This window comes from Cobetia sp. PDI-12MA (assembly GCF_059507695.1).
The window spans coordinates 272,950-290,937 of sequence record NZ_CM183351.1 but is presented as its reverse complement, the minus strand read 5'-3'; the positions used below and the strand labels follow the sequence as shown (position 1 = coordinate 290,937).

The following is a 17,988-nucleotide window of genomic DNA, read 5'->3' as shown; positions in this document are numbered from 1 at the left end:
CCTCTCGAGGCAGTGGACATCCGGTGGCGTGATGCCAGGCCACCGGACGTCAAGTTCGGGGGTACTCGGGGAAAACCGAGCCAGCCCGACGCGTGATGCTTACTTGATCTCTTCCAGGCTGCCGGTGCCATTGGGCGTCTCGATGGAGGTGCAGGTGCCTTCCGGAACCAGCTTCCAGGCATTGCCCTGATAATCGACGGTCGAAGTCCCGGCACACGAAGTGCCCGGGCCAGCGGCGCAGTCATTCTCACCGGCCAGCGACACGCCGTAGCACTTTTCCATGCCCGCCGCGTGGGCCGGGAGGGAGACGACAGCAGTAGACAGAGCGACAGCGGTTCCGAGCGCGGAAGCCAGGGCAAAAACGGTCTTGGCGGACTTGTTTGTCTTGGTAGACATGGGCACATCTCCTGAGAAAATGCTCTTTAATGAGCCAAACGTTATTTATCTATCACTTTCGCCCCTGCGCTGCGGGCTCAATCCAACTTACGGGGGGCTTGGGAAGATGGATGCAGAAAAGATCGAAATTATTGTCGCGACTCGACAATATCGCGCAGACCACACTCCCTCACCGCATGCGGAGACGATACTCCGCGCTTGCGTTGACCTCGCCATGCAAAAACGCCAGCGGCCCCATGCAGGGGCCGCTGGCGTTGACTGTCATCTGCTGTCTGAGGGGCTGACACAACGGCTGTCTGCCGAGCTGTCGCCGATGAAGGCGATCAGCTACCGCCCTGCCACTTGCGCTCCATGAGCTCCCAGCGCGAGAGCGACGCAGACGCCTGGCCTGCCTCGGCATCCAGTGCTTCGGCACCCGGCGACCCGGCGTCCGGCGACTCAGCGTCCGACAACCCGTCGTCCGGCGCTCCGGTGACACCCCGGCCTTCACTGGCTGCCGCTTCTTCGCTGGCAGGCGGTTCGGGCTCGGGCGCGGGCTGGCGATCTAGCGCCGGCGGCGCGGATGTCGATGGCTGATCCAGTGACTGCTCGGGTTGATGCAAGGTGTCACGCGACTGGCGCACCAGCGACTCCGGTAGCGGCTTCTTCATGCGCGCGCCGAGCTCCAGCAGCTCCTCGGCACGGTTGATCAGGTTGCCGCGCCCGCTGGCCAGCCGCTTCATGGCGGTATCATGCGCCTCACGCGTGCGCCCCAGCTGTGTGCCGAGTTCCTCGAGGGATTCGGCGAGGCCACGGAACTTGTCGAGCAGTGCTCCGGCGCGCTCGCCGATCACACGCGCATTGTCGTTCTGGCGCTCCAGACTCCACAGACTCGCCACGGTGCGCAGGCTGGCCAGCAAGGTGGTCGGCGTCACCATCACCACCCCCTGGGTGAAGGCGTCCTGGAACAGGCTGTCATCGTGTTCGAAGGCCAGCGCGAAGGCCGGCTCCATCGGCAGGAACAGGAACACGAAGTCCGGCGATCCCAGCCCCTCGATGGCGGGATAATTGCGCCGCGCAAGCCCGGTGACATGGCCGCGCACCGAGGACAGATGCGCGCGCAGTGCGCGTGCTCGCGTCACGTCATCCTCGGCGTTGACGTACTCGGTGTAGGCGGTCAAGGAGACCTTGGCATCGATGATCAGATGCTTGTTGTCCGGCAGGTAGACGATGGCATCCGGACGCTGGCGACCGCCCTCGCCGGTGAATGACACCTCGCGCTTGAACTCGATGCCATCACGCAGGCCGGAGCGCTCCAGCACGGTCTCAAGAATCATCTCGCCCCAGTTGCCCTGCATCTTGCTGTCGCCCTTGAGCGCCCGCGACAGGTTGGCCGCTTCCTCGGTGATCTGGCGGTTGAGCCCCGCCAGCTGGTCGAGCTGACTCTTGAGGCTGGTGCGCTCACGCACCTCCTCGCCATGCAGCTGCTCGAGGCGCTGACGGAAGTCGCCGACCTGCTCACGAAACGGCTTGAGCAACTGCTCGAGCTGGGCGCCACTGGCGGCGGTGAAGCGCTGCTGGCGCTCCTCGAATACCTTGCCCGCCAGCTGCTCGAACTCCTGACTCAGGCGCTCGCGCGACTCATTGAGCAACGCCAGCTGCTGCTCGTGATGGCTGGCCTCCTGACGCTGACGCGTCACCAGCGAGGCATGGGTCTCGCGCAGCTCGGCGTAGCGCTCGGTCAGTGTCTCGAGACGCTCTTCGCGCTCCAGCAGCTGCGCCTCCAGCACTTCCTGCTGGCGGGTCAGGCTGCGTGCCAGCGTCTGCTGCTCACTCAAGGCGCGTGACTGTTCATCCAGGCGCCCCTGCAGCGATTCGCGCAGCGTGGCGAGTTGCTCCGTCAGGGCATCGCGTGCCTGGCGCGCCTCCTCCAGCGACTGGCTCAGATAGCGTTGCTGTTGCTCCGCCTGCTGCCCATCCAGCGCGGCACGCTGCTCGACCAGGGCCGCCCGCTGCTCGGCCTGTTGCTGACGCTCACGCGACTCCTCCAGCGAGGCCTGCCACGTCTGCTGCATCGATTGCTGCTCCTCCTCACTGCTCTCCTGCAGCGCACGGAGCTGCTCGCGGGTTCGCCGCCAGCCCAGCCCCAGGATCAACGACAGCATCAACAGCACGCCGACCAGCAACCACATCACGGCGGATGATTCAGAAAGCAGCGACATCGGGCACTCCATGGCCTGTGAAAACGCAGCGGGGTCACCCCCTTGAAAGTCAGTATCGCGCATCCATGTCTTGAGTGTCAGGGCACGAAAGGACGGGGATTGCCTGCCATCATCGAGCGGCGCCCACTGCGATGAGTGGCGCACGCCGAGAGCAGAATTCTCCCCTTCTCTGCCCAGCACGCTCGCAAGAGCCGAAGCACGGAAAGGAGATTCGCATGACACAGCAGACCGATCAGCAGACACGTCAACAACTGCAAGGTAAGCGCGTGGCCATTCTCGCGACCCATGGCTTCGAGGAATCCGAGCTCGCGGTGCCGCGCGCCGCACTGCAGGAGGCAGGTGTCGAGGTAGACATCGTCTCGCCGGAGAAAGACGGCATTCGCGCCTGGGCCGAAGCCGACTGGGGCGAGAAGTATCAGGTCGACACCCCACTCAGCGATGCCAGCGAACACGACTATCACGGCCTGGTGCTGCCGGGCGGCCTGTTCAATCCGGATACCCTGCGTCAGGACGAGAGCGCACTGAGCTTCGTGCGCAGCTTCTTCCAGGCCCACAAGCCGGTCGCCGCCATCTGTCACGCGCCGTGGATCCTGATCGATGCCGGTGTCGTCGAAGGCCGTCAGATGACCTCCTTCCCCTCCGTCGCACAGGACCTGAAGAACGCCGGTGCCGAGTGGCAGGACAGCGAAGTGGTGTGTGACAGCGCGCTGGTCACCAGCCGCAAGCCTGCAGATCTTGATGCGTTCAACGCCAAGCTGCTCGAGGAACTGGCCGAAGGCAAGCACCAGCATCAGCACGCCTGAGGTCGCAAGTCAGAGATCCGCAAGCCAGAGATCCGCAAGCCAGAGAGCCGCACGCTCTGAAGCTTGAACCGACAGACGCCCCTGCCACTTCGGCAGGGGCGTTTTCGTTGTCTCAAGGGCGCAATCCGGTGCCTTGGTGGCAGAAGTGAAGTGTCCTCGCAGCACTGGCTGAACCACTCATCTCCAAGGTTCGTTGGCCATTGTGCAGCCGTGCATCTCAGAACCCTATTGCGAGCAATCACTTACGCTACAGGCAACGCAATCTGGACAACTCAGTACCACGACTACACACCGAGCGACGCACGGAGACATTAGCGAACGCCTTTCGTAAAAGGCGCTGCGACACGATATTCTGACGACAAGGATCCTCTTGGGTGACTGACCGACCATACGGGAGACCGCCCCATGCATATCTCGGCATTGACCACAGCCCTTGCCTCTCTGCTGCCCTCCCTGCTGCTGGGACTGACGCTGATGTTCGCCACGCCGACGCTGGTCGCCGCGGATGATCGCCATCGCGCACAGGGCCAACACGGCGAGCGCCACAGCACGCCGCAGAGTCGCCACGAGGCGATCAAGCGCCGCCACCTCAGGATGTTCGACGAGCCGCGCGTGGAGCGCCATCACTCGCGCCAGCATTCCCGGCAGCACTTTCGTCAAGATATCCGCCGCCATGTTCCCAAGCGCCGCTACTATCAGCATGGCCGCCATGAGCACGACCGCTACCGCCCTTACGACTACCGGAACCATGACTCAGGTCGGCATGCTATCCGCCGCTACCATAACGGCGTGAGCATCGGCATTCCGGCGATCCGCATCAATATCAACTGAAGCCGCGCACTCTCATCAGGCCAGGCCAGGCCAGCGCCTGATGCCCAGACATGACGACGCCCCAGCAGGCTGGCCTGCGGGGGCGTCGTTCGTCTACGTGATGCGTCTTGCCTGAGAATTGCTCAAGCGGCCCTGGCAGGCTCGGCCAGTTCCGTGATCAGTCCCTTGAGCACCTGCCAGAATTCACCGACCGACTCGACCTCGACCCGCTCGCTGGGCGAGTGAGCACCGCGGATCAGCGGCCCGAAGGAGATCATCTCGAGCTGGGGATACTTGGCCCCGAGGATGCCGCACTCGAGCCCGGCATGGATGACCTTGATCTCCGGCGCGCGGCCAGTGACGCTCTCGTGCAGGCTGCAGAAGCGCGCCAGCAGCTGCGCATCCGGCGCCGGCTGCCAGCCTGGATAGGCATTCTCGGCCACGGTGGTCGCGCCGATCAGCGCAAAGAGCCCACGAATGCGTTGCTCCATCATGGTCACGGCATCATCGCGCAGCGAGCGCACCAGCGCGCAGAGATGGAAGCGCCCCTCGCGCAGCTGCACCACGCCGAGGTTGTTGGAGGTTTCCACCACGCCTTCCACCGCTGCACTCATGCGCTCGACCCCGTAGGGCGCAGCATCCAGCACCGCGACCAGTCGCTGGGTGTCCTCGACGGACAGCGCGTTCTCGGCGTTGCCGCGGGTCACGCTGAGCGAGACATCCGGGTCCGTCTCGCGCAGCTCGTCGCGTATCTGGGCCTCGAAGTCCGCCAGGCGCTGGCGCGCGGCGGCGACGCGCTCGTCATAGATCACCACGCCGACCGTGGCCTCACGCGGCAAGGCATTGCGCAGCGTACCGCCAGACCAGCTGACCAGACGCGGCTTGAACTCGGCCAGCGCGACCAGCGCGAGTGACATCAGGCGATTGGCATTGCCGCGGCCACGATGGATATCGAGTCCGGAGTGGCCACCGACAAGGCCACTGATGGTCAGCTCCAGCTCCGCTTCGGCATCCTTCAGGGATGAGGTGGCAAACTCGTGGGCGACATTGATATCCGCGCCACCGGCACAGCCGATATAGACCTGCCCGCGGTCTTCCGAATCCAGGTTGAGCAGGTAGCGCCCTTCCAGCCAGTTCTCGGCCAGATTCAACGCGCCGCCCATCGAGGTTTCCTCCTCGAGAGTGAACAGCGCTTCCAGCGGACCGTGCACGAGACTGTCATCTTCGAGAACGGCCAGCGCCGCCGCGACGCCGAGACCGTTGTCGGCCCCCAGAGTGGTGCCGCGTGCCTTGAGCCAGCCATCTTCCAGATAGGTATCAAGGGAATCACGCGTGAAGTCGTGATCACTGTCGCTGGCCGCCTGGGCGACCATGTCGAGATGGCCCTGCAGCACGATGCCCGGTGCGCTCTCGTGGCCTGGCGTGGCGGGCTTGCGCAGACGCAGGTTGCCGAAAGCATCGCGATCATGGGCGAGACCACGCGCTTCGGCCCAGTCGATCAGATAGGCCACCAGCGCGGCTTCATGCCCGGACGGGCGCGGGATATTGCACAGAGTGCGGAAATGACGCCAGAGGATGGCGGGGTCCAACGTATCGATATGCTCATTCATGGCGAAGATTCCTGTTCTTGTCATCAGCGAGCATACGGAACAGCGGACGGGCGTGGCTAGTGGTTGTCGACACCTATCGATCAGCGACTTCGAATATGCAAGGATGACAATCATGATCCTGCTGACAGATACATGCCATTCCCCACCCTCATCGGAGACTTTATGCCTCGCCGACTATTGCTGCTGACCGCCATCTCCGCCACTGCCGGCCTGCTGATGCTGAGTGGCTGCTCGCCGATTCCTGACATGCCCGGCCCGATCGGCATTCCGGGCCTCTGAGCCGCGACCGGCCGCGCTGCCCTTGCCTGATGCGCTAATCAATCGCTCTTTTCGATCAGGTGCCCGACGGATGCACGGCACCAGCGATCGCGCGCCTTGCGGCCCACGATGCCCTGCCCCTCGGCCCAGCTGACGAAGGCAGGCGCATCCTGTCCGCCCAGTGCCAGCACCAGTCCGTGACGTGACGCTTCATCGAGTCGTGAAGGCTCATCGAGTCGTGAAGGCTCACTGGCCTCGAGTACTGTCTCGAGCCACGGCCGCACCAGTGCCAGCCCCCCGCCACCACGGCAATACCAGTCCAGTCGCTGCGCGCATGCGGCTGGTGTCAGCATGGCCAGGTCAGTTTCACTTCCTCGCTGCCGCAACCTTTCGGCCAAGACGGGCGGCAAGGCGTGCAGCTCATGCTTGAGCAGGCTGGGCAGCAGACGCTGAAAGTCCTGTTGCAGCGCCCCGAGCAAGGCATCCTGCGTCAATTGGTCTTGCGGCGCTGATGCATCACTCCCGCTCTCGCCGATGGCCTTGCCCATCATCACCGCGTGCTCGCCACTGGCGGCATCGCGCTTGAGGCCCATGCGCAGCGGCACGAAGCCCTGCGCCTGCCAGAAGGCGACCAGATCGGCCTCGGCCCCGAAGCTGGTGCCGAGTCGCGTGACACCTGCTGCCAGTGCCTGCTGCTCGAGCGCCTTGAGCAGGCGCGCGCCCTGACCACGCCGCCACAGTGCGGGATGCACCGCGATGCGCAGCACCCGCCACCAGCGGGCTTCAGCGGCGCTCTGGTGGCCTGCATGCGCCGCCAGCGACTGTGCCAGCAGGTGCCCACGCGGACGCCGCTTGCCGCACCAGATGTCATGCGCCAGGGGCGTCGGGAAGCCGCCCTCCTCGACGGCGGCCACCACCCCCAGCCAGGCATCACGCCCAGTCGTGTCATCGCGCTGACGAATCGCCATCAGCGTGAGCCCCGGCGTGTCGAGCAGCTGGCGCAGGTCCGCCGGTGCAGTGCGGTAATGCGCCTGCACCAGCAGGCCGAACAGCTGCCGCAACGCCGCCTCATCACGCGCCAATGCATCACGCTCCAGTACGACAATGTCGCAGCCCTCCAGCCACTGCTGAGCATTCTTCGCGCATGGCTCAGGCAGCTCAGGAAGCTCCGGCGGCTGCGCCGAGAGCAGCAGCAGATCATCGGTCAATGCTTCCAGCGGATCGCCGGGCGCCCAGCGCACGGGCGTCGTCATCTCCAGCGCCTGCCAGCCGGGACACTGGCGCTCGAGATGATGGCGAAACCGCAGCTGGAAGCCGCGCCCGGTGCCTTCATAGCCATGCACGGTGGTGGCGAAGGCGATGCGCGGAAAATTCGCCAGATAGCCTTTCAGCAAGGGGGTGGGGATGGCGGCAGCTTCATCGACGAACAGCTGCGGCAGTAGCTCATCGTGACAGGCAAGGCGAGCCGCCTCGATGGCATCCGGTGCCAGAAAACGCAGCTCGCTGCCGGAAGCCGTGTCGTCGTCCGCCTGTCCAGCCGGCAAGCGAAAGACATTGCCCTCGCGCTGCCCTCGGGGCAGCAGGGCCGCCAGGCGTTCGAAGATCGCGCTGACCGCCGCAGGGCGCGGTGCCGTCAGCCAGACATCCTGTCCCGCTGCCAGACAGCGCGCCGCCGCGATGCCCAGCGCGCCACTCTTGCCACGCCCGCGATCGGCACTGACCACCACGGGTCGCGCAGGTGCCAGAGCCTCCAGCGCAGCCACGCTGGCGGCCTGGTCCTGCGTCAGGCAATCGCTGTCGGCGATGGCGTCTGATCGTGCTGCCTGATTGCCGCTATCCAGCGACGGCGCAGGCAAGTGTCCGCCCTGTGGCCAGTGCAGCACATTGGCGTGGGATGAGAGGCGGCGTGCCAATCGCGCCAGATAGCGCGCCGTCAGCTGTTCACGCTCGAAGGGCCAGTGGGCCAGGCGCATGTGATCGCCATCCGGCGCTGGCGCTGGGTCTGTCGCGGCCCAGGTGGCAGGTGTCATCAGTACCAGCAGGCCACCCGCTTTCAGGGTACCGGTAACGGCACCGAAGGCATCAGGGTCGAAGCCAGTCGCCGGCTGCGCCGCATCGAAGATGACCAGTGACTGCTCACCGCCCAGCTGGGTGGCAGCCTTGGCCATCGTCAGCGCACGCACCGGCGGCGCGACCGCTGTCGACAAGGCTTCACCTGTGCCCAGCCACAACGGGGCAGCCTCACGCGCTGGCCATAGCTCGCAGAGTGCCTGCGCGGCGCCGGAGGGGTCATCGCCACTGATCCACAGGCAGGCACGCTGGCGCCGCGCGAGCAGATGTTGATGCAGCGCTCGGCACCACGCCTCGAGGGCGGGCAGGTCAATGCAAGCAGGAGAATCTGAAGGAGGAATCGTCATGTCGCGCAGCATGCCGCATGGCAGCGCGTCAGACCAGATGGGCAGACCGGATGGCGCGAGAAACTCGCGAGGCAGCCGTGTGGCAATCGTGAGGCTGTTGCAAGAAAGCCGCGATCTGCCCGGCGCTGCCGCCCGGTCTGTCACCCGCCCTCGTTACTTGAGAACAATCTCATATTCACACAACGTCCCGTTGCAAGATGAGCAACGCAAGCGGCGCAGGGATGAGAATAGTTATATTTAGGCTTATCGGGATAATGAAGCTCCACTTCCCATCATTGCGAGTCCCCCCGATGCCACAGCGTCACTCCCTCACCACTGCTCTGCCCCGCGCGCTCAAGCCTTGCCTGCTCGCCCTGAGCCTGGCGGCAACGTTCGTGGCGGGTCAGGCCTCGGCACTGGAATACCCGATCGGCACGCCGGTCAAGGAAGGCGGCATGGAAATCGCTGCCGTCTACCTGCAGCCGGTGGTGATGGCCCCGGCCGGCAAGCTGCCGGCCAACCAGGCCGATATCCACCTGGAAGCCGATATCCACGCGCTGATGGAAAACGACAACGGCTTCGCGCCGGGCGACTGGATTCCCTATCTCGGCATTCACTACACCCTGACCAAGCAGGGTGGCGAGACGCCGATCGAAGGCGAGCTGGTGCCGATGATCGCCAATGACGGCACCCACTACGGCAAGAACGTCAAGCTGGATGGCCCGGGCAAGTACCACCTGACCTTCGAGATCCAGCATCCGGACATGCCGCGTCATATCGACAAGGAAACCGGCGTCGCCGAGTGGCCGCAGACCATCACCACCGACTATGACTTCGTCTATGCCGGCGTCGGCAAGAAAGGCGGCTACTGAGCGCCGCTCTGCCCTTTCTGCATGCCCCTGAATGTCTGCATTCCGTGAGGCGGCCTTTGCCGCTTGCTCCTTCGATGGCCGCCTGTGCTGACCTGCACTCGCGGCCATTGGTCGCTCTACCGCCAGCGCCTTGTACTGGTGTCAGTGTGCGCTTTTCCTCATCGTCCGGAGTGTCCCATGCGCCTGACCGCTTTCTTGCCCTCCCTCTTGCCCTCTCGCCTGCCCTGTCGCCTACCCCCTCGGGCAAGCGCCCTGCTGCCCGCGCTCACCAGGTTGCTCGTCGCCCTTTTGCTCGTGGCCCTGCTGCCTCGGCCGGCGGCCGCCAGCGACATGCCGTCCTACGACCTGACCCTCGACAACGGCAAGCTCACTCCTGAGGTCCTTGAGGTCAAGGCGGGCGAAAAGTTCGTCATCCAGCTGCACAACGCGGGCAATACGCCGGCCGAATTCGAGAGCAACTCCCTGCGCAAGGAGAAGGTGCTGGCGCCGGGCGTGAAGTCGTTCGTCGTCATCCATCCGCTGCGCGCGGGCAGCTATGACTTCTTCGATGATTTCCACCTGCCGGACGCGCGTGGCAAGGTCGTCGCCGAATAAGCTCGGCCACCCTGTGCCAATGACGCCTTTTTCGTCATCGATGGCGCGTACCGATCGTCAGTAGAAGAGAGTCCGCATGTTTGATCAGATCCTGTTTATCGTCTGGCGTGAAAGCGTCGAAGCCATTCTCGTCATCGGCATCATGCACGCCTGGCTGGTGCAGTCCGGCACCCGTGCGGGCCTGCGCTACCTGTGGGGCGGGGTCGTCGCCGGTCTGGTGCTGGCCGGCCTGATGGGGGCGGCGCTGATGGGTGCCGACACCTGGCTGACCGGCACCGCGCAGGAGGTCTTCCAGGCCGTACTGGTATTGACCGCCTGCCTGTTGATCACCCAGATGGTGCTGTGGATGCGCACCAAGGGGCGCACGCTCAAGGCAGAACTCGAGAGCGGCCTGGCCAGCGCCGTCTCCTCCGGCAGTTACTGGGGCGTGGCGACGCTGGTCGCCATCGCCGTGGCACGTGAAGGCGCGGAAACCGTCGTCTTCCTCTACGGCATGGGCGCCGCCAGCCTGCAGTCCGGCAGCATCGCCAGCTTCGCGCTCGCCGCAGGCCTCGGCTTCGCCCTCGCGGTGGCGACCTTCATGGCACTGCAGCTCGGTTCACGCCTGTTCTCGTGGAAGCTGTTCTTCCGCGTGACCGAAATCCTTTTGTTGTTGCTGGCGGCGTCGCTCTTGATGTCGGGCCTCGAACAGCTGATCGGCCTCGGCTATCTGCCGGCAGGACTCGACCCGCTGTGGGATTCCAGCTGGCTGCTCGATGATGGCAGCGGCCTCGGCGGACTGCTGGCGACCTTCGCTGGCTATCGCGCCTGGCCGGCCGCGACGATGGTAGTCGGCTATCTCGGCTACTGGGTCATCGTCGCAAGCCTCATGAAGCGTCAGCGCAAGAGGGAGCGCGTCGACCAGCGCCGTCAGCTCACTGCCCGCGCGCGCAGCTGAGCCCTGTTCACGCGATCTGCCAGCCAGGAGAAACGACAGCCATGGCCAATTGCGGTTCCAGTCCCCACGGCGACATCGCCAACCTCATCGCCAGTGATGGCGGCACCTCGCCTGGCCGTCAGGCCACGCGCATCGCGCGCTTCGGTCAGGCGATGCAGCAGCGGCGCGGTCTGATCCAGCTGGTGCAATGGCTGGTGGTCGGCATCTATGCCTTTCTGCTGGTGGTGCCGGCCCTGTTGCCGCTGCCGGATTACCAGGCGCATATCCTCACCAACCTGACGGTGTTCGCCGAGTTCGTGTTCTGGGGGCTGTGGTGGCCTTTCGTGCTGATCAGCATGGTGCTGATGGGGCGCGTGTGGTGCGGTGTCTTCTGCCCCGAAGGCACCCTGACCGAAGCCGCCAGCCGCATCGGCCTCGGCCGACCGATTCCCGGCTGGATGCGCTGGGGCGGCTGGCCCTTCGTGGCCTTCCTCGGCACCACGCTCTATGGTCAGCTGGCCAGCGTCTATCAGTACCCGCTGGGCGCGCTGGTGGTGTTGGGGGGCTCGACGGTGGCCGCGATCATCGTCGGGCTGATCTACGGCAAGGGCACGCGCGTCTGGTGCCGTCAGCTGTGTCCGGTGAATGGCGTCTTCAATCTGCTGGCGCGCCTGTCACCGACCCACTTCCGTACCGACCAGGCCCGCTGGAACGCCCACAATCAGGCTGTCCGCCAGGGCAACGCCGTACGCATGCATGCCCCTGACTGCGCGCCGCTGATTCCGCTCAAGCAGCTCGACAGCGCCGGTGACTGCCATGTCTGCGGACGCTGCAGCGGCTACAAGGACGCGATGCAACTGGAGTGGCGTGCGCCGGGGGTAGAGCTGGTCGAGCCGCCGCAGCCGGTGCGCTTCACCCACTACTCGGTGCTGGTGTTCGGCCTGCTCGGCATCGCCATCGGTGCCTTCAGCTGGAGCGCCAGCCCGTGGTTCGTCGCGCTCAAGCAGCAGCTGGCGGTCTGGCTGATCGAGCACGATCTGATGTGGCCGCTGACCACTACCCTGCCCACCTGGATCCTGACCAACTACCCCGAGCACAACGATGTCTTCAACCTGCTCGATGGCAGCCTGATCACGCTGTGGATCGTGGTCGGTGGCGGCCTGCTGGGCGCGCTCACCAGCCTGCCGCTGCTGCTGGGCAACTGGCTGATGGGGGGCAAGGCGACGCTGTCACGCCTGTGGCATCTCTCGCTGAGTCTGATTCCGCTGGGCGGGCTGGGCGTGTTTCTCGGCCTCTCCGCCACCACCATGACGCTGCTGCGCGGCGACGGCATCAATCTCAGCTGGGCCAATGATCTGCGCGCCACCCTGCTGGTGCTGGCCTGCCTGTGGGGGCTGCGGCTGGCCTGGCGCATTACCGGTGAGCAGTGCAACGGCGGCCTGCTCGCCGGCAACGCTGCACGGCTGGTCGGCACCGCGAGTGTCGCGCTGGCCTGCCTGCCCGCGCTGGGCATCTGGTATCTGATGTTCTGGGGCTGGTGACGCCCTGCTGGCTGAATGCTGGCTGACTGACAGAGGCTCATGGCCTGACACACCAAGGCTTGAAACACGAAGACCCGCCGATTGGCGGGTCTTCGTGTTTCAGCGACATGCGGCGTTTTCTCGAAGTTCGATCAAGGAGCCTTCAGGCACCATCAGTGCGCTGGGCTCTGTTCGGCACTTTCGCTGGCATCCGCCTTGCTGGCAGGGTTTTCCGGTCGACGGAACAGGAAGGCCGCCACGCTGCCGAGCACATAGACCGCGCCCAGCCACAGGAAGATATTGTCGAAGGCCAGCACCTCGGCCTGGATGCTGATGCGTTGCGCGATCATCTGCACACCGGCCTGCCAGGGATCAGCCAGCCCCGCGAAGGTCGACTGGTAGCTTGCCAGCTGGTCGATCACCACCTGACGGCTCTGGTCGATGGCCCCGATCATCTGGTTCCAGTGATAGTCCTCACGCAGCTCACGGAGGGTGTCGATCAGCGCCAGCCCCACCGCGCCGCCCAGGTTGCGCATCACGTTGAACAGGCCACTGCCGTTGCCTATCTCGTGGGGCGCCAGACGCCCCATCGCCAGCCGGGAGACCGACAGCAGCACCATGATCTGGCCCGCGCCGCGGATCACCTGCGGCCAGAAGAAGTCATCGAAGCCCGAGTCCGAGGTCAGGTGCACGTTCATGCCGGTGCCGAGACCGGTCAGCACCAGGCCGATGCACAGCATCAGGCGCAGGTCGATGCGGTCGGAAAGCTTGCCCGCCACCGGCGCCATCAGGAACATCACCACGCCGCTGACGAACATCACCTGCCCGATCTGCACGCTGGAGAAGCCGGAGATCGAACCGAGAAACAGCGGCACCAGATAAACCAGCCCATAGAGCACCACGCCGATCCAGAAGCCGATGATCGCCCCCAGCGCGAAGTTGCGGTCCTTGCATACCCGCAGGTCGACGATGGGATTGCGGGTCGTCAGCACGCGCCAGAAGAAGCCGATCGCCGACGCCGTGCACACCACACTCCAGAACAGGATCAGCGAACTGGCGAACCAGTCATCGCCGGGCCCCTCCTCGAGCACGAATTCGAGGCTGCCGAGAAAGACCGCCATCAGCACCAGTCCCGGCGTATCCAGACGGCTGAGCAGGCCGCGGTCGCCGCTGTCGATCTCCAGATTGCGCCACACCAGAGTCGCCACGATGAGGCCCGGCACCAGGTTGACCAGGAACAGCCAATGCCAGCTCATGTATTCGGTGATGTAGCCGCCGACGGACGGCCCGATGGAGGGCGCCATGGTCGCCACCAGGCCGATCACCGCCTGGATGCTGCCCATCATGCGCCGGGGGAAGATCGAGAAGCTGGCCGCCTGGGTCAGCGGAATCATCGCCCCGCCCATGAAGCCCTGGACCGCGCGCAGCACGATCAGGGCTTCCAGCGAGGTCGAGAGCGCACAGCCTAGACTCGCCAGCGTGAAGCCCAGCGCCGAGGCGGTCAGTACCAGCCGCGTCGAGAAGATGCGGGCCAGCATGCCGGAGAGCGGAATCATCACGATCTCGGCGATCAGATAGCTGGTCTGCACCCAGGAGATCTGGTCCTGACTGGCGGCCAGGCCCGCCTGCAGCTCGTTGAGCGAGCTGGACACGATCTGGATATCCAGAATCGCCATGAACATGCCGAACACCGCGGCCACGAAGCCGATCTGCTGGCGGCGCGTCGGCATGTCACTGGCGGTGCCCGCGGGGGGCGGTCTCGGGGTCTGTCTCGGGGGCTGGGCCGAGGACTGGGTCGTCTCGGTCATGCTTACTGCGCTCCGCGATCAGCGCTGGCGACCTGCGCGGCATCGGGCGCGATGACGTCCCTGGAGAGGGTATCGACGGCATAGGTGCCGGTGTCCGGCAGTTCACGCGTATCGACACTGGGGATGACCGACAGGCCAGCACGCAGACGCGGCAGCGCATCCACAGGGCCGGTCAGACGAATGCGCACCGGCACGCGCTGGACGATCTTGTTGAAGTTGCCGGTGGCGTTGTCGGTCGGCAGCAGGCTGAACTCGGTGCCGGTCGCCGGCGCCAGGCTATCCACCACGCCCTCGAACTCGATATCCGGGTAGGCATCCACCTCGAGACTGACCGGCTGACCGACGCGCATGCGCTCGGTCTGGGTTTCCTTGTAGTTGGCCACCACATAGGCGCTTTTCACCGGCACCAGCTGCATCAGGGTCAGCGAGGCGCTGGCCATGGTGCCCACCTCGACACTGCGATTGCCGACCACGCCATCCTGCGGCGCGTAGATCGAGGTCTTCTCCAGCTGGTGGCGCGCGTAGGCGAGATCCGCCGCCGCCGACACCACCTGGGCACGCGCCGACTCCAGCTGCGCCTTGTAGACCTCCAGCTGCTGACGCGCGGACGCCAGTGCAGCGTTCTGCTGCGCCACCTTGGCCTCGGCGGTGCGCAGGGTGACCTGATCATCTTCATAGGTCTGACGCGAGGCGTAGCTGCGGCTCTCCAGACTTCTGGAGCGCTTGAGATGCAACGCCGCCTGATCGCGTTCGGCCTTGGCCGAGGCCAGCGCTGCCTTGGCTTCGTCGATCTTCGCGCCCTGCAGGTCCAGCTGACGCTCGGCCTGGACTTCCCCGGTGCGGGCGTTGTCCAGCGCGGCACTGGCCTGATCCAGATTGGCCTTGGCATCTTCGTCATCCAGCTGCACCAGCAGCTGCCCCTTCTTCACCGGCTGGTTGTCATGCACCAGCATGCGCGTCACCCGCGCGGTGATCTCGGAGCGCACCGCGACGCTGTCGGTACGCACATAGGCGTTGTCGGTCTCCTGCATGAAGCGCCCGACCTGCCACCATTCGACCCCCATCACTCCGCCAGCGATCACGCCCGCCACCACGATGAGTGCCACGACACCCTTGCCAGCCTTGTTCATTCGGTGACTCTCTCTTGCTGCCTGTCGGGGACAGGCGTGTAATCTGTCCGACGCTGCGGATGAGGCCGCCACGGCGCTTGCGAGCGCCCAGGCCACGGCAGTCATCTTGCATCGCCACAAAGTGTAATAAATACTACACTTACTTGAGGCAGCCCCGACAGTTTCGACAGACAGCGTCTCTCGTTCGCAATATCGCAACCTTGCCTGTTTCAGGCGGTTCCCGGATCACAGACAGGACACTCACATGACTGATTCGCCCTCATCAGAGAACGGCCCTGACTCGGGAAGCACCGTGACTCGCGCCTCACCGCGCGGGGAAGCACGCCGCAAACGCCAGCTGGAAGTCGCGCGTGAACACTTCCTCGAACACGGCTTTGCCGCGACAAGCATCAATGAGATCGCCCGGCAGGCTGGCGGATCACTGGCAACGCTGTATCGTAATTTCGGCAACAAGGACGGCCTGTTTCTGGCCGTGATGCAGCAGGAGGCGCAGACGGTGTGGTCGGTGATGGACCACGAAGCCAACGAGACACGCAGTGTCGAGGAAGCGCTGGAAGACTTCGGCATGGCGATGCTGGCGCTGGCCCTCGCGCCCGAGCTGATCCGCCTGTTCCGTGGCCTCGCCTTCGAGAGCGGCCGCAATCCGCAGCTCGGCAAGCTGTTCCTCGACAACGGCCCCAAGCTGACCCGACAACGCCTGGCAGGCTACCTGTCGCGTCAGGTCGCCCAGGGCCACCTGCCGCCCACCGGCCTCGGCCAGGAACCGCTGGCCGCCGCCAACCTGCTCACCGGCATGCTGCTCAACCCGTTGCATGTCGACGCCCTGCTCGGCTGCCCACCCGACACCGCAAGCCCCGAACAACTCCGCCCACATGTCAGACGCTGCGTGCGCGTCTTTCTGGCAGGTTTCGGTGCCTGAGGAACAAGCCATGAAAGAAAAACGGTGACACGCTCTTCGAGGGAGTATTGAAGAGGCGAAAAGAGAGGGGCGAGGATGAGCCAAGGCCCGGGCAGCACTGCCGGCTTCAGGGCGTGTGGGTGAACTTCTGCATCTTCTTGACCAGCGTCGACTGGTTGATTCCCAGTGATGCCGCCGCAGCGCGAGTGGTGCGGTGCTTCTCCAGGGCCTGCTCGATCAAGCGCCGCTCCAGAGCTTCGGTATGTTCCTTCAGCGTGCGCTCCGGTGTGCCATCCCCCGGGGCGGTCATCACGTCGGGTATCATCGAATCCTCCCACCCTGAACTGGCATGCGCCGCAAGATACTCTGCCGGCAGGACATCGGATGTGATCACTTCGCCGCTGGTGGTCACCACGAGGCGCTCCACCAGATTGATCAACTCACGGATATTACCGGGCCATGCATGGCCGCCCAATAGCTCGAGCACTTCAGGATCAAGGCGCCGGACCAGAGCATGACGCTGACAGAAATGGCGGAGATAATGCTGCAGCAGCGGAATCACTTCGCTGCGCCGCTCACGCAATGGTGGCAGCGTGATGGGCACGACACTCAGGCGATAGTAGAGGTCTTCCCGGAAGCACCCCTCCTTCACCCGAGCAGCCAGATCATGATGCGAGGCGGTCAGCAGACGGACGTTGGTGCGCCGAAGCTCTGTCCCGCCGACAGGCATGAAACGCTGCTCCTCGACGACCTTCAACAACTTGGCCTGCAATGACAGCGGCAGATCACCGATCTCGTCCAGGAAGAGCGTGCCACCATTGGCGACGTCCAGAAGCCCCTGCTTGCCACGTGCGTTTGCCCCGGTGAAGGCGCCGGGCGCATAGCCGAACAGCTCGGCTTCCAGCAGCCCTTCCGGCAATGCAGCACAGTTGAGCTCAAGGAATACCCCCTCGGCACGCGTGCTGTGCTCGTGAAGATAGCGGGCCAGCAGCGTCTTGCCCGTGCCCGTCTCGCCCTGGATCAGCACCTTCACATCAGTGGCAGCCACGCGTTCCGCCAACGCGAAACAGTCGGCAGTGGCGTCACTGGTCACCAGTTCCAGCGACTGTTCATCCGTCCCGGAGCTGACGCTGTAGGTGTCATGCAGGGAGTGCAGTTGACGCAGCTGCTCCTGCGCATGCTTGGCGCGCAGCAGCTCGGTGATATCGCGCACGCTGGTGACCACGTGGCTCAAGGTCCCGTCGTGGGCCAGCATCGGCAGGCCGCTGACCAGAATCTTGCGGCCATCGCGCAGACTCTGCACGAGGGTGACGGGCTTGCCGTCACGGATGACCTCCAATGACACCGACTTGGAGATATACCCTCGGCGCACCAGCTCCTGCATATGATGCCCCAGCACGTCACTGCGCTTGAGCCCGGTAATACGCTCATAGGCCTGATTGATGGCGACGGTCACGCCGCGCCCATCGGTGATGTAGACACCGTCATGCAGGGCATCCAGCAGACGCTGGGTCGGCACCTGAGCCAGCAGATCAGACGCCGGATCGGCACCAACCTCCGTGGCATTCTTCCCGGTGGCGCTGCCCCGCTGCCTGGAGAGCGCGAGGCGTTCCTTGAGTTCCGCGGCGGACTCCACCTCCTGACGCGTCAAGACACCGATCACCTCACCACGTGTATCGATGACCTTGACGGCCTCCAATGATTGGCGCTCCAGCATCGCCAACGCTGCTTCCAGCCTGAGATCCTGCTCCACGTTCTGCATTGACGACTCCCCCG

At 64.8% G+C, this 17,988-nt stretch carries 14 protein-coding genes; 7 read left to right on the top strand and 7 right to left on the bottom strand.

Going from position 1 to position 17,988, the window contains the following annotated elements; translation table 11 throughout:
* Positions 1-99: 99 nt before the first annotated feature.
* Positions 100-396 (bottom strand): BufA1 family periplasmic bufferin-type metallophore, encoded by a 297-nt coding sequence (locus AC5WNI_RS01335; protein ID WP_175090049.1) that lies wholly within the window; start codon positions 394-396, stop codon positions 100-102.
* A gap of 323 nt (positions 397-719) precedes the next feature.
* Positions 720-2,597 (bottom strand): DNA recombination protein RmuC, encoded by a 1,878-nt coding sequence (locus AC5WNI_RS01330; RefSeq protein WP_487886084.1) that lies wholly within the window; start codon positions 2,595-2,597, stop codon positions 720-722.
* A 215-nt stretch (positions 2,598-2,812) separates the two neighbouring features.
* Between AC5WNI_RS01330 and AC5WNI_RS01325 the strand changes: the two genes are divergently transcribed.
* Together AC5WNI_RS01325 and AC5WNI_RS01320 are read left to right on the top strand one after the other, a co-directional pair.
* Positions 2,813-3,400 (top strand): type 1 glutamine amidotransferase domain-containing protein, encoded by a 588-nt coding sequence (locus AC5WNI_RS01325; protein WP_487886083.1) that lies wholly within the window; start codon positions 2,813-2,815, stop codon positions 3,398-3,400.
* 405 nt (positions 3,401-3,805) lie between these two features.
* Positions 3,806-4,231, top strand: coding sequence for a hypothetical protein (locus tag AC5WNI_RS01320; protein WP_487886082.1), 426 nt, complete (start codon positions 3,806-3,808; stop codon positions 4,229-4,231).
* Between the two features lie 122 nt (positions 4,232-4,353).
* Here AC5WNI_RS01320 and AC5WNI_RS01315 read toward each other — a convergent pair whose 3' ends face one another.
* Entirely contained in the window at positions 4,354-5,820 is a 1,467-nt protein-coding gene (locus AC5WNI_RS01315; protein ID WP_487886081.1) for an aminoacyl-histidine dipeptidase, read from the bottom strand.
* A gap of 317 nt (positions 5,821-6,137) precedes the next feature.
* Positions 6,138-8,495, bottom strand: a complete 2,358-nt coding sequence (locus tag AC5WNI_RS01310) for a tRNA(Met) cytidine acetyltransferase TmcA (protein ID WP_487886080.1) — start codon at positions 8,493-8,495, stop codon at positions 6,138-6,140.
* Between the two features lie 290 nt (positions 8,496-8,785).
* Here AC5WNI_RS01310 and AC5WNI_RS01305 point away from each other — a divergent pair, with 290 nt between their 5' ends.
* From AC5WNI_RS01305 to AC5WNI_RS01290, 4 genes are all read left to right on the top strand, one after another.
* Positions 8,786-9,346: an iron transporter gene (locus AC5WNI_RS01305; RefSeq protein ID WP_285460583.1), complete on the top strand. Its 561-nt coding sequence runs from the start codon at positions 8,786-8,788 to the stop codon at positions 9,344-9,346.
* A gap of 177 nt (positions 9,347-9,523) precedes the next feature.
* Complete coding sequence (locus AC5WNI_RS01300; protein WP_487886079.1) at positions 9,524-9,940, top strand: cupredoxin domain-containing protein; 417 nt, start codon at positions 9,524-9,526, stop codon at positions 9,938-9,940.
* 76 nt (positions 9,941-10,016) lie between these two features.
* A complete protein-coding gene (locus AC5WNI_RS01295; protein WP_175090055.1) occupies positions 10,017-10,877 on the top strand; it encodes an FTR1 family iron permease in 861 nt (286 codons plus the stop codon).
* 41 nt (positions 10,878-10,918) lie between these two features.
* Positions 10,919-12,397, top strand: coding sequence for a 4Fe-4S binding protein (locus AC5WNI_RS01290; RefSeq protein ID WP_175090056.1), 1,479 nt, complete (start codon positions 10,919-10,921; stop codon positions 12,395-12,397).
* A 152-nt stretch (positions 12,398-12,549) separates the two neighbouring features.
* Here AC5WNI_RS01290 and AC5WNI_RS01285 read toward each other — a convergent pair whose 3' ends face one another.
* Positions 12,550-14,184: a DHA2 family efflux MFS transporter permease subunit gene (locus AC5WNI_RS01285; RefSeq protein ID WP_487886078.1), complete on the bottom strand. Its 1,635-nt coding sequence runs from the start codon at positions 14,182-14,184 to the stop codon at positions 12,550-12,552.
* Positions 14,185-14,186: 2 nt separating this feature from the next.
* Positions 14,187-15,314: an HlyD family secretion protein gene (locus AC5WNI_RS01280; protein WP_175090057.1), complete on the bottom strand. Its 1,128-nt coding sequence runs from the start codon at positions 15,312-15,314 to the stop codon at positions 14,187-14,189.
* Positions 15,315-15,558: 244 nt separating this feature from the next.
* Between AC5WNI_RS01280 and AC5WNI_RS01275 the strand changes: the two genes are divergently transcribed.
* The gene (locus AC5WNI_RS01275; protein ID WP_175090058.1) at positions 15,559-16,233 is read left to right on the top strand and encodes a TetR/AcrR family transcriptional regulator; all 675 of its coding nucleotides are present in this window, start codon (positions 15,559-15,561) and stop codon (positions 16,231-16,233) included.
* 106 nt (positions 16,234-16,339) lie between these two features.
* Here AC5WNI_RS01275 and AC5WNI_RS01270 read toward each other — a convergent pair whose 3' ends face one another.
* Entirely contained in the window at positions 16,340-17,974 is a 1,635-nt protein-coding gene (locus tag AC5WNI_RS01270; protein WP_487886077.1) for a sigma-54 interaction domain-containing protein, read from the bottom strand.
* Between the last annotated feature and the right edge of the window lie 14 nt (positions 17,975-17,988).

Coding starts and splice junctions, on each gene's coding strand:
- AC5WNI_RS01335 (WP_175090049.1), bottom strand. CDS start 396: ATGTCTACCAAGACAAACAAGTCCGCCAAGACCGTTTTTGCCCTGGCT.
- AC5WNI_RS01330 (WP_487886084.1), bottom strand. CDS start 2,597: ATGTCGCTGCTTTCTGAATCATCCGCCGTGATGTGGTTGCTGGTCGGC.
- AC5WNI_RS01325 (WP_487886083.1), top strand. CDS start 2,813: ATGACACAGCAGACCGATCAGCAGACACGTCAACAACTGCAAGGTAAG.
- AC5WNI_RS01320 (WP_487886082.1), top strand. CDS start 3,806: ATGCATATCTCGGCATTGACCACAGCCCTTGCCTCTCTGCTGCCCTCC.
- AC5WNI_RS01315 (WP_487886081.1), bottom strand. CDS start 5,820: ATGAATGAGCATATCGATACGTTGGACCCCGCCATCCTCTGGCGTCAT.
- AC5WNI_RS01310 (WP_487886080.1), bottom strand. CDS start 8,495: ATGACGATTCCTCCTTCAGATTCTCCTGCTTGCATTGACCTGCCCGCC.
- AC5WNI_RS01305 (WP_285460583.1), top strand. CDS start 8,786: ATGCCACAGCGTCACTCCCTCACCACTGCTCTGCCCCGCGCGCTCAAG.
- AC5WNI_RS01300 (WP_487886079.1), top strand. CDS start 9,524: ATGCGCCTGACCGCTTTCTTGCCCTCCCTCTTGCCCTCTCGCCTGCCC.
- AC5WNI_RS01295 (WP_175090055.1), top strand. CDS start 10,017: ATGTTTGATCAGATCCTGTTTATCGTCTGGCGTGAAAGCGTCGAAGCC.
- AC5WNI_RS01290 (WP_175090056.1), top strand. CDS start 10,919: ATGGCCAATTGCGGTTCCAGTCCCCACGGCGACATCGCCAACCTCATC.
- AC5WNI_RS01285 (WP_487886078.1), bottom strand. CDS start 14,184: ATGACCGAGACGACCCAGTCCTCGGCCCAGCCCCCGAGACAGACCCCG.
- AC5WNI_RS01280 (WP_175090057.1), bottom strand. CDS start 15,314: ATGAACAAGGCTGGCAAGGGTGTCGTGGCACTCATCGTGGTGGCGGGC.
- AC5WNI_RS01275 (WP_175090058.1), top strand. CDS start 15,559: ATGACTGATTCGCCCTCATCAGAGAACGGCCCTGACTCGGGAAGCACC.
- AC5WNI_RS01270 (WP_487886077.1), bottom strand. CDS start 17,974: ATGCAGAACGTGGAGCAGGATCTCAGGCTGGAAGCAGCGTTGGCGATG.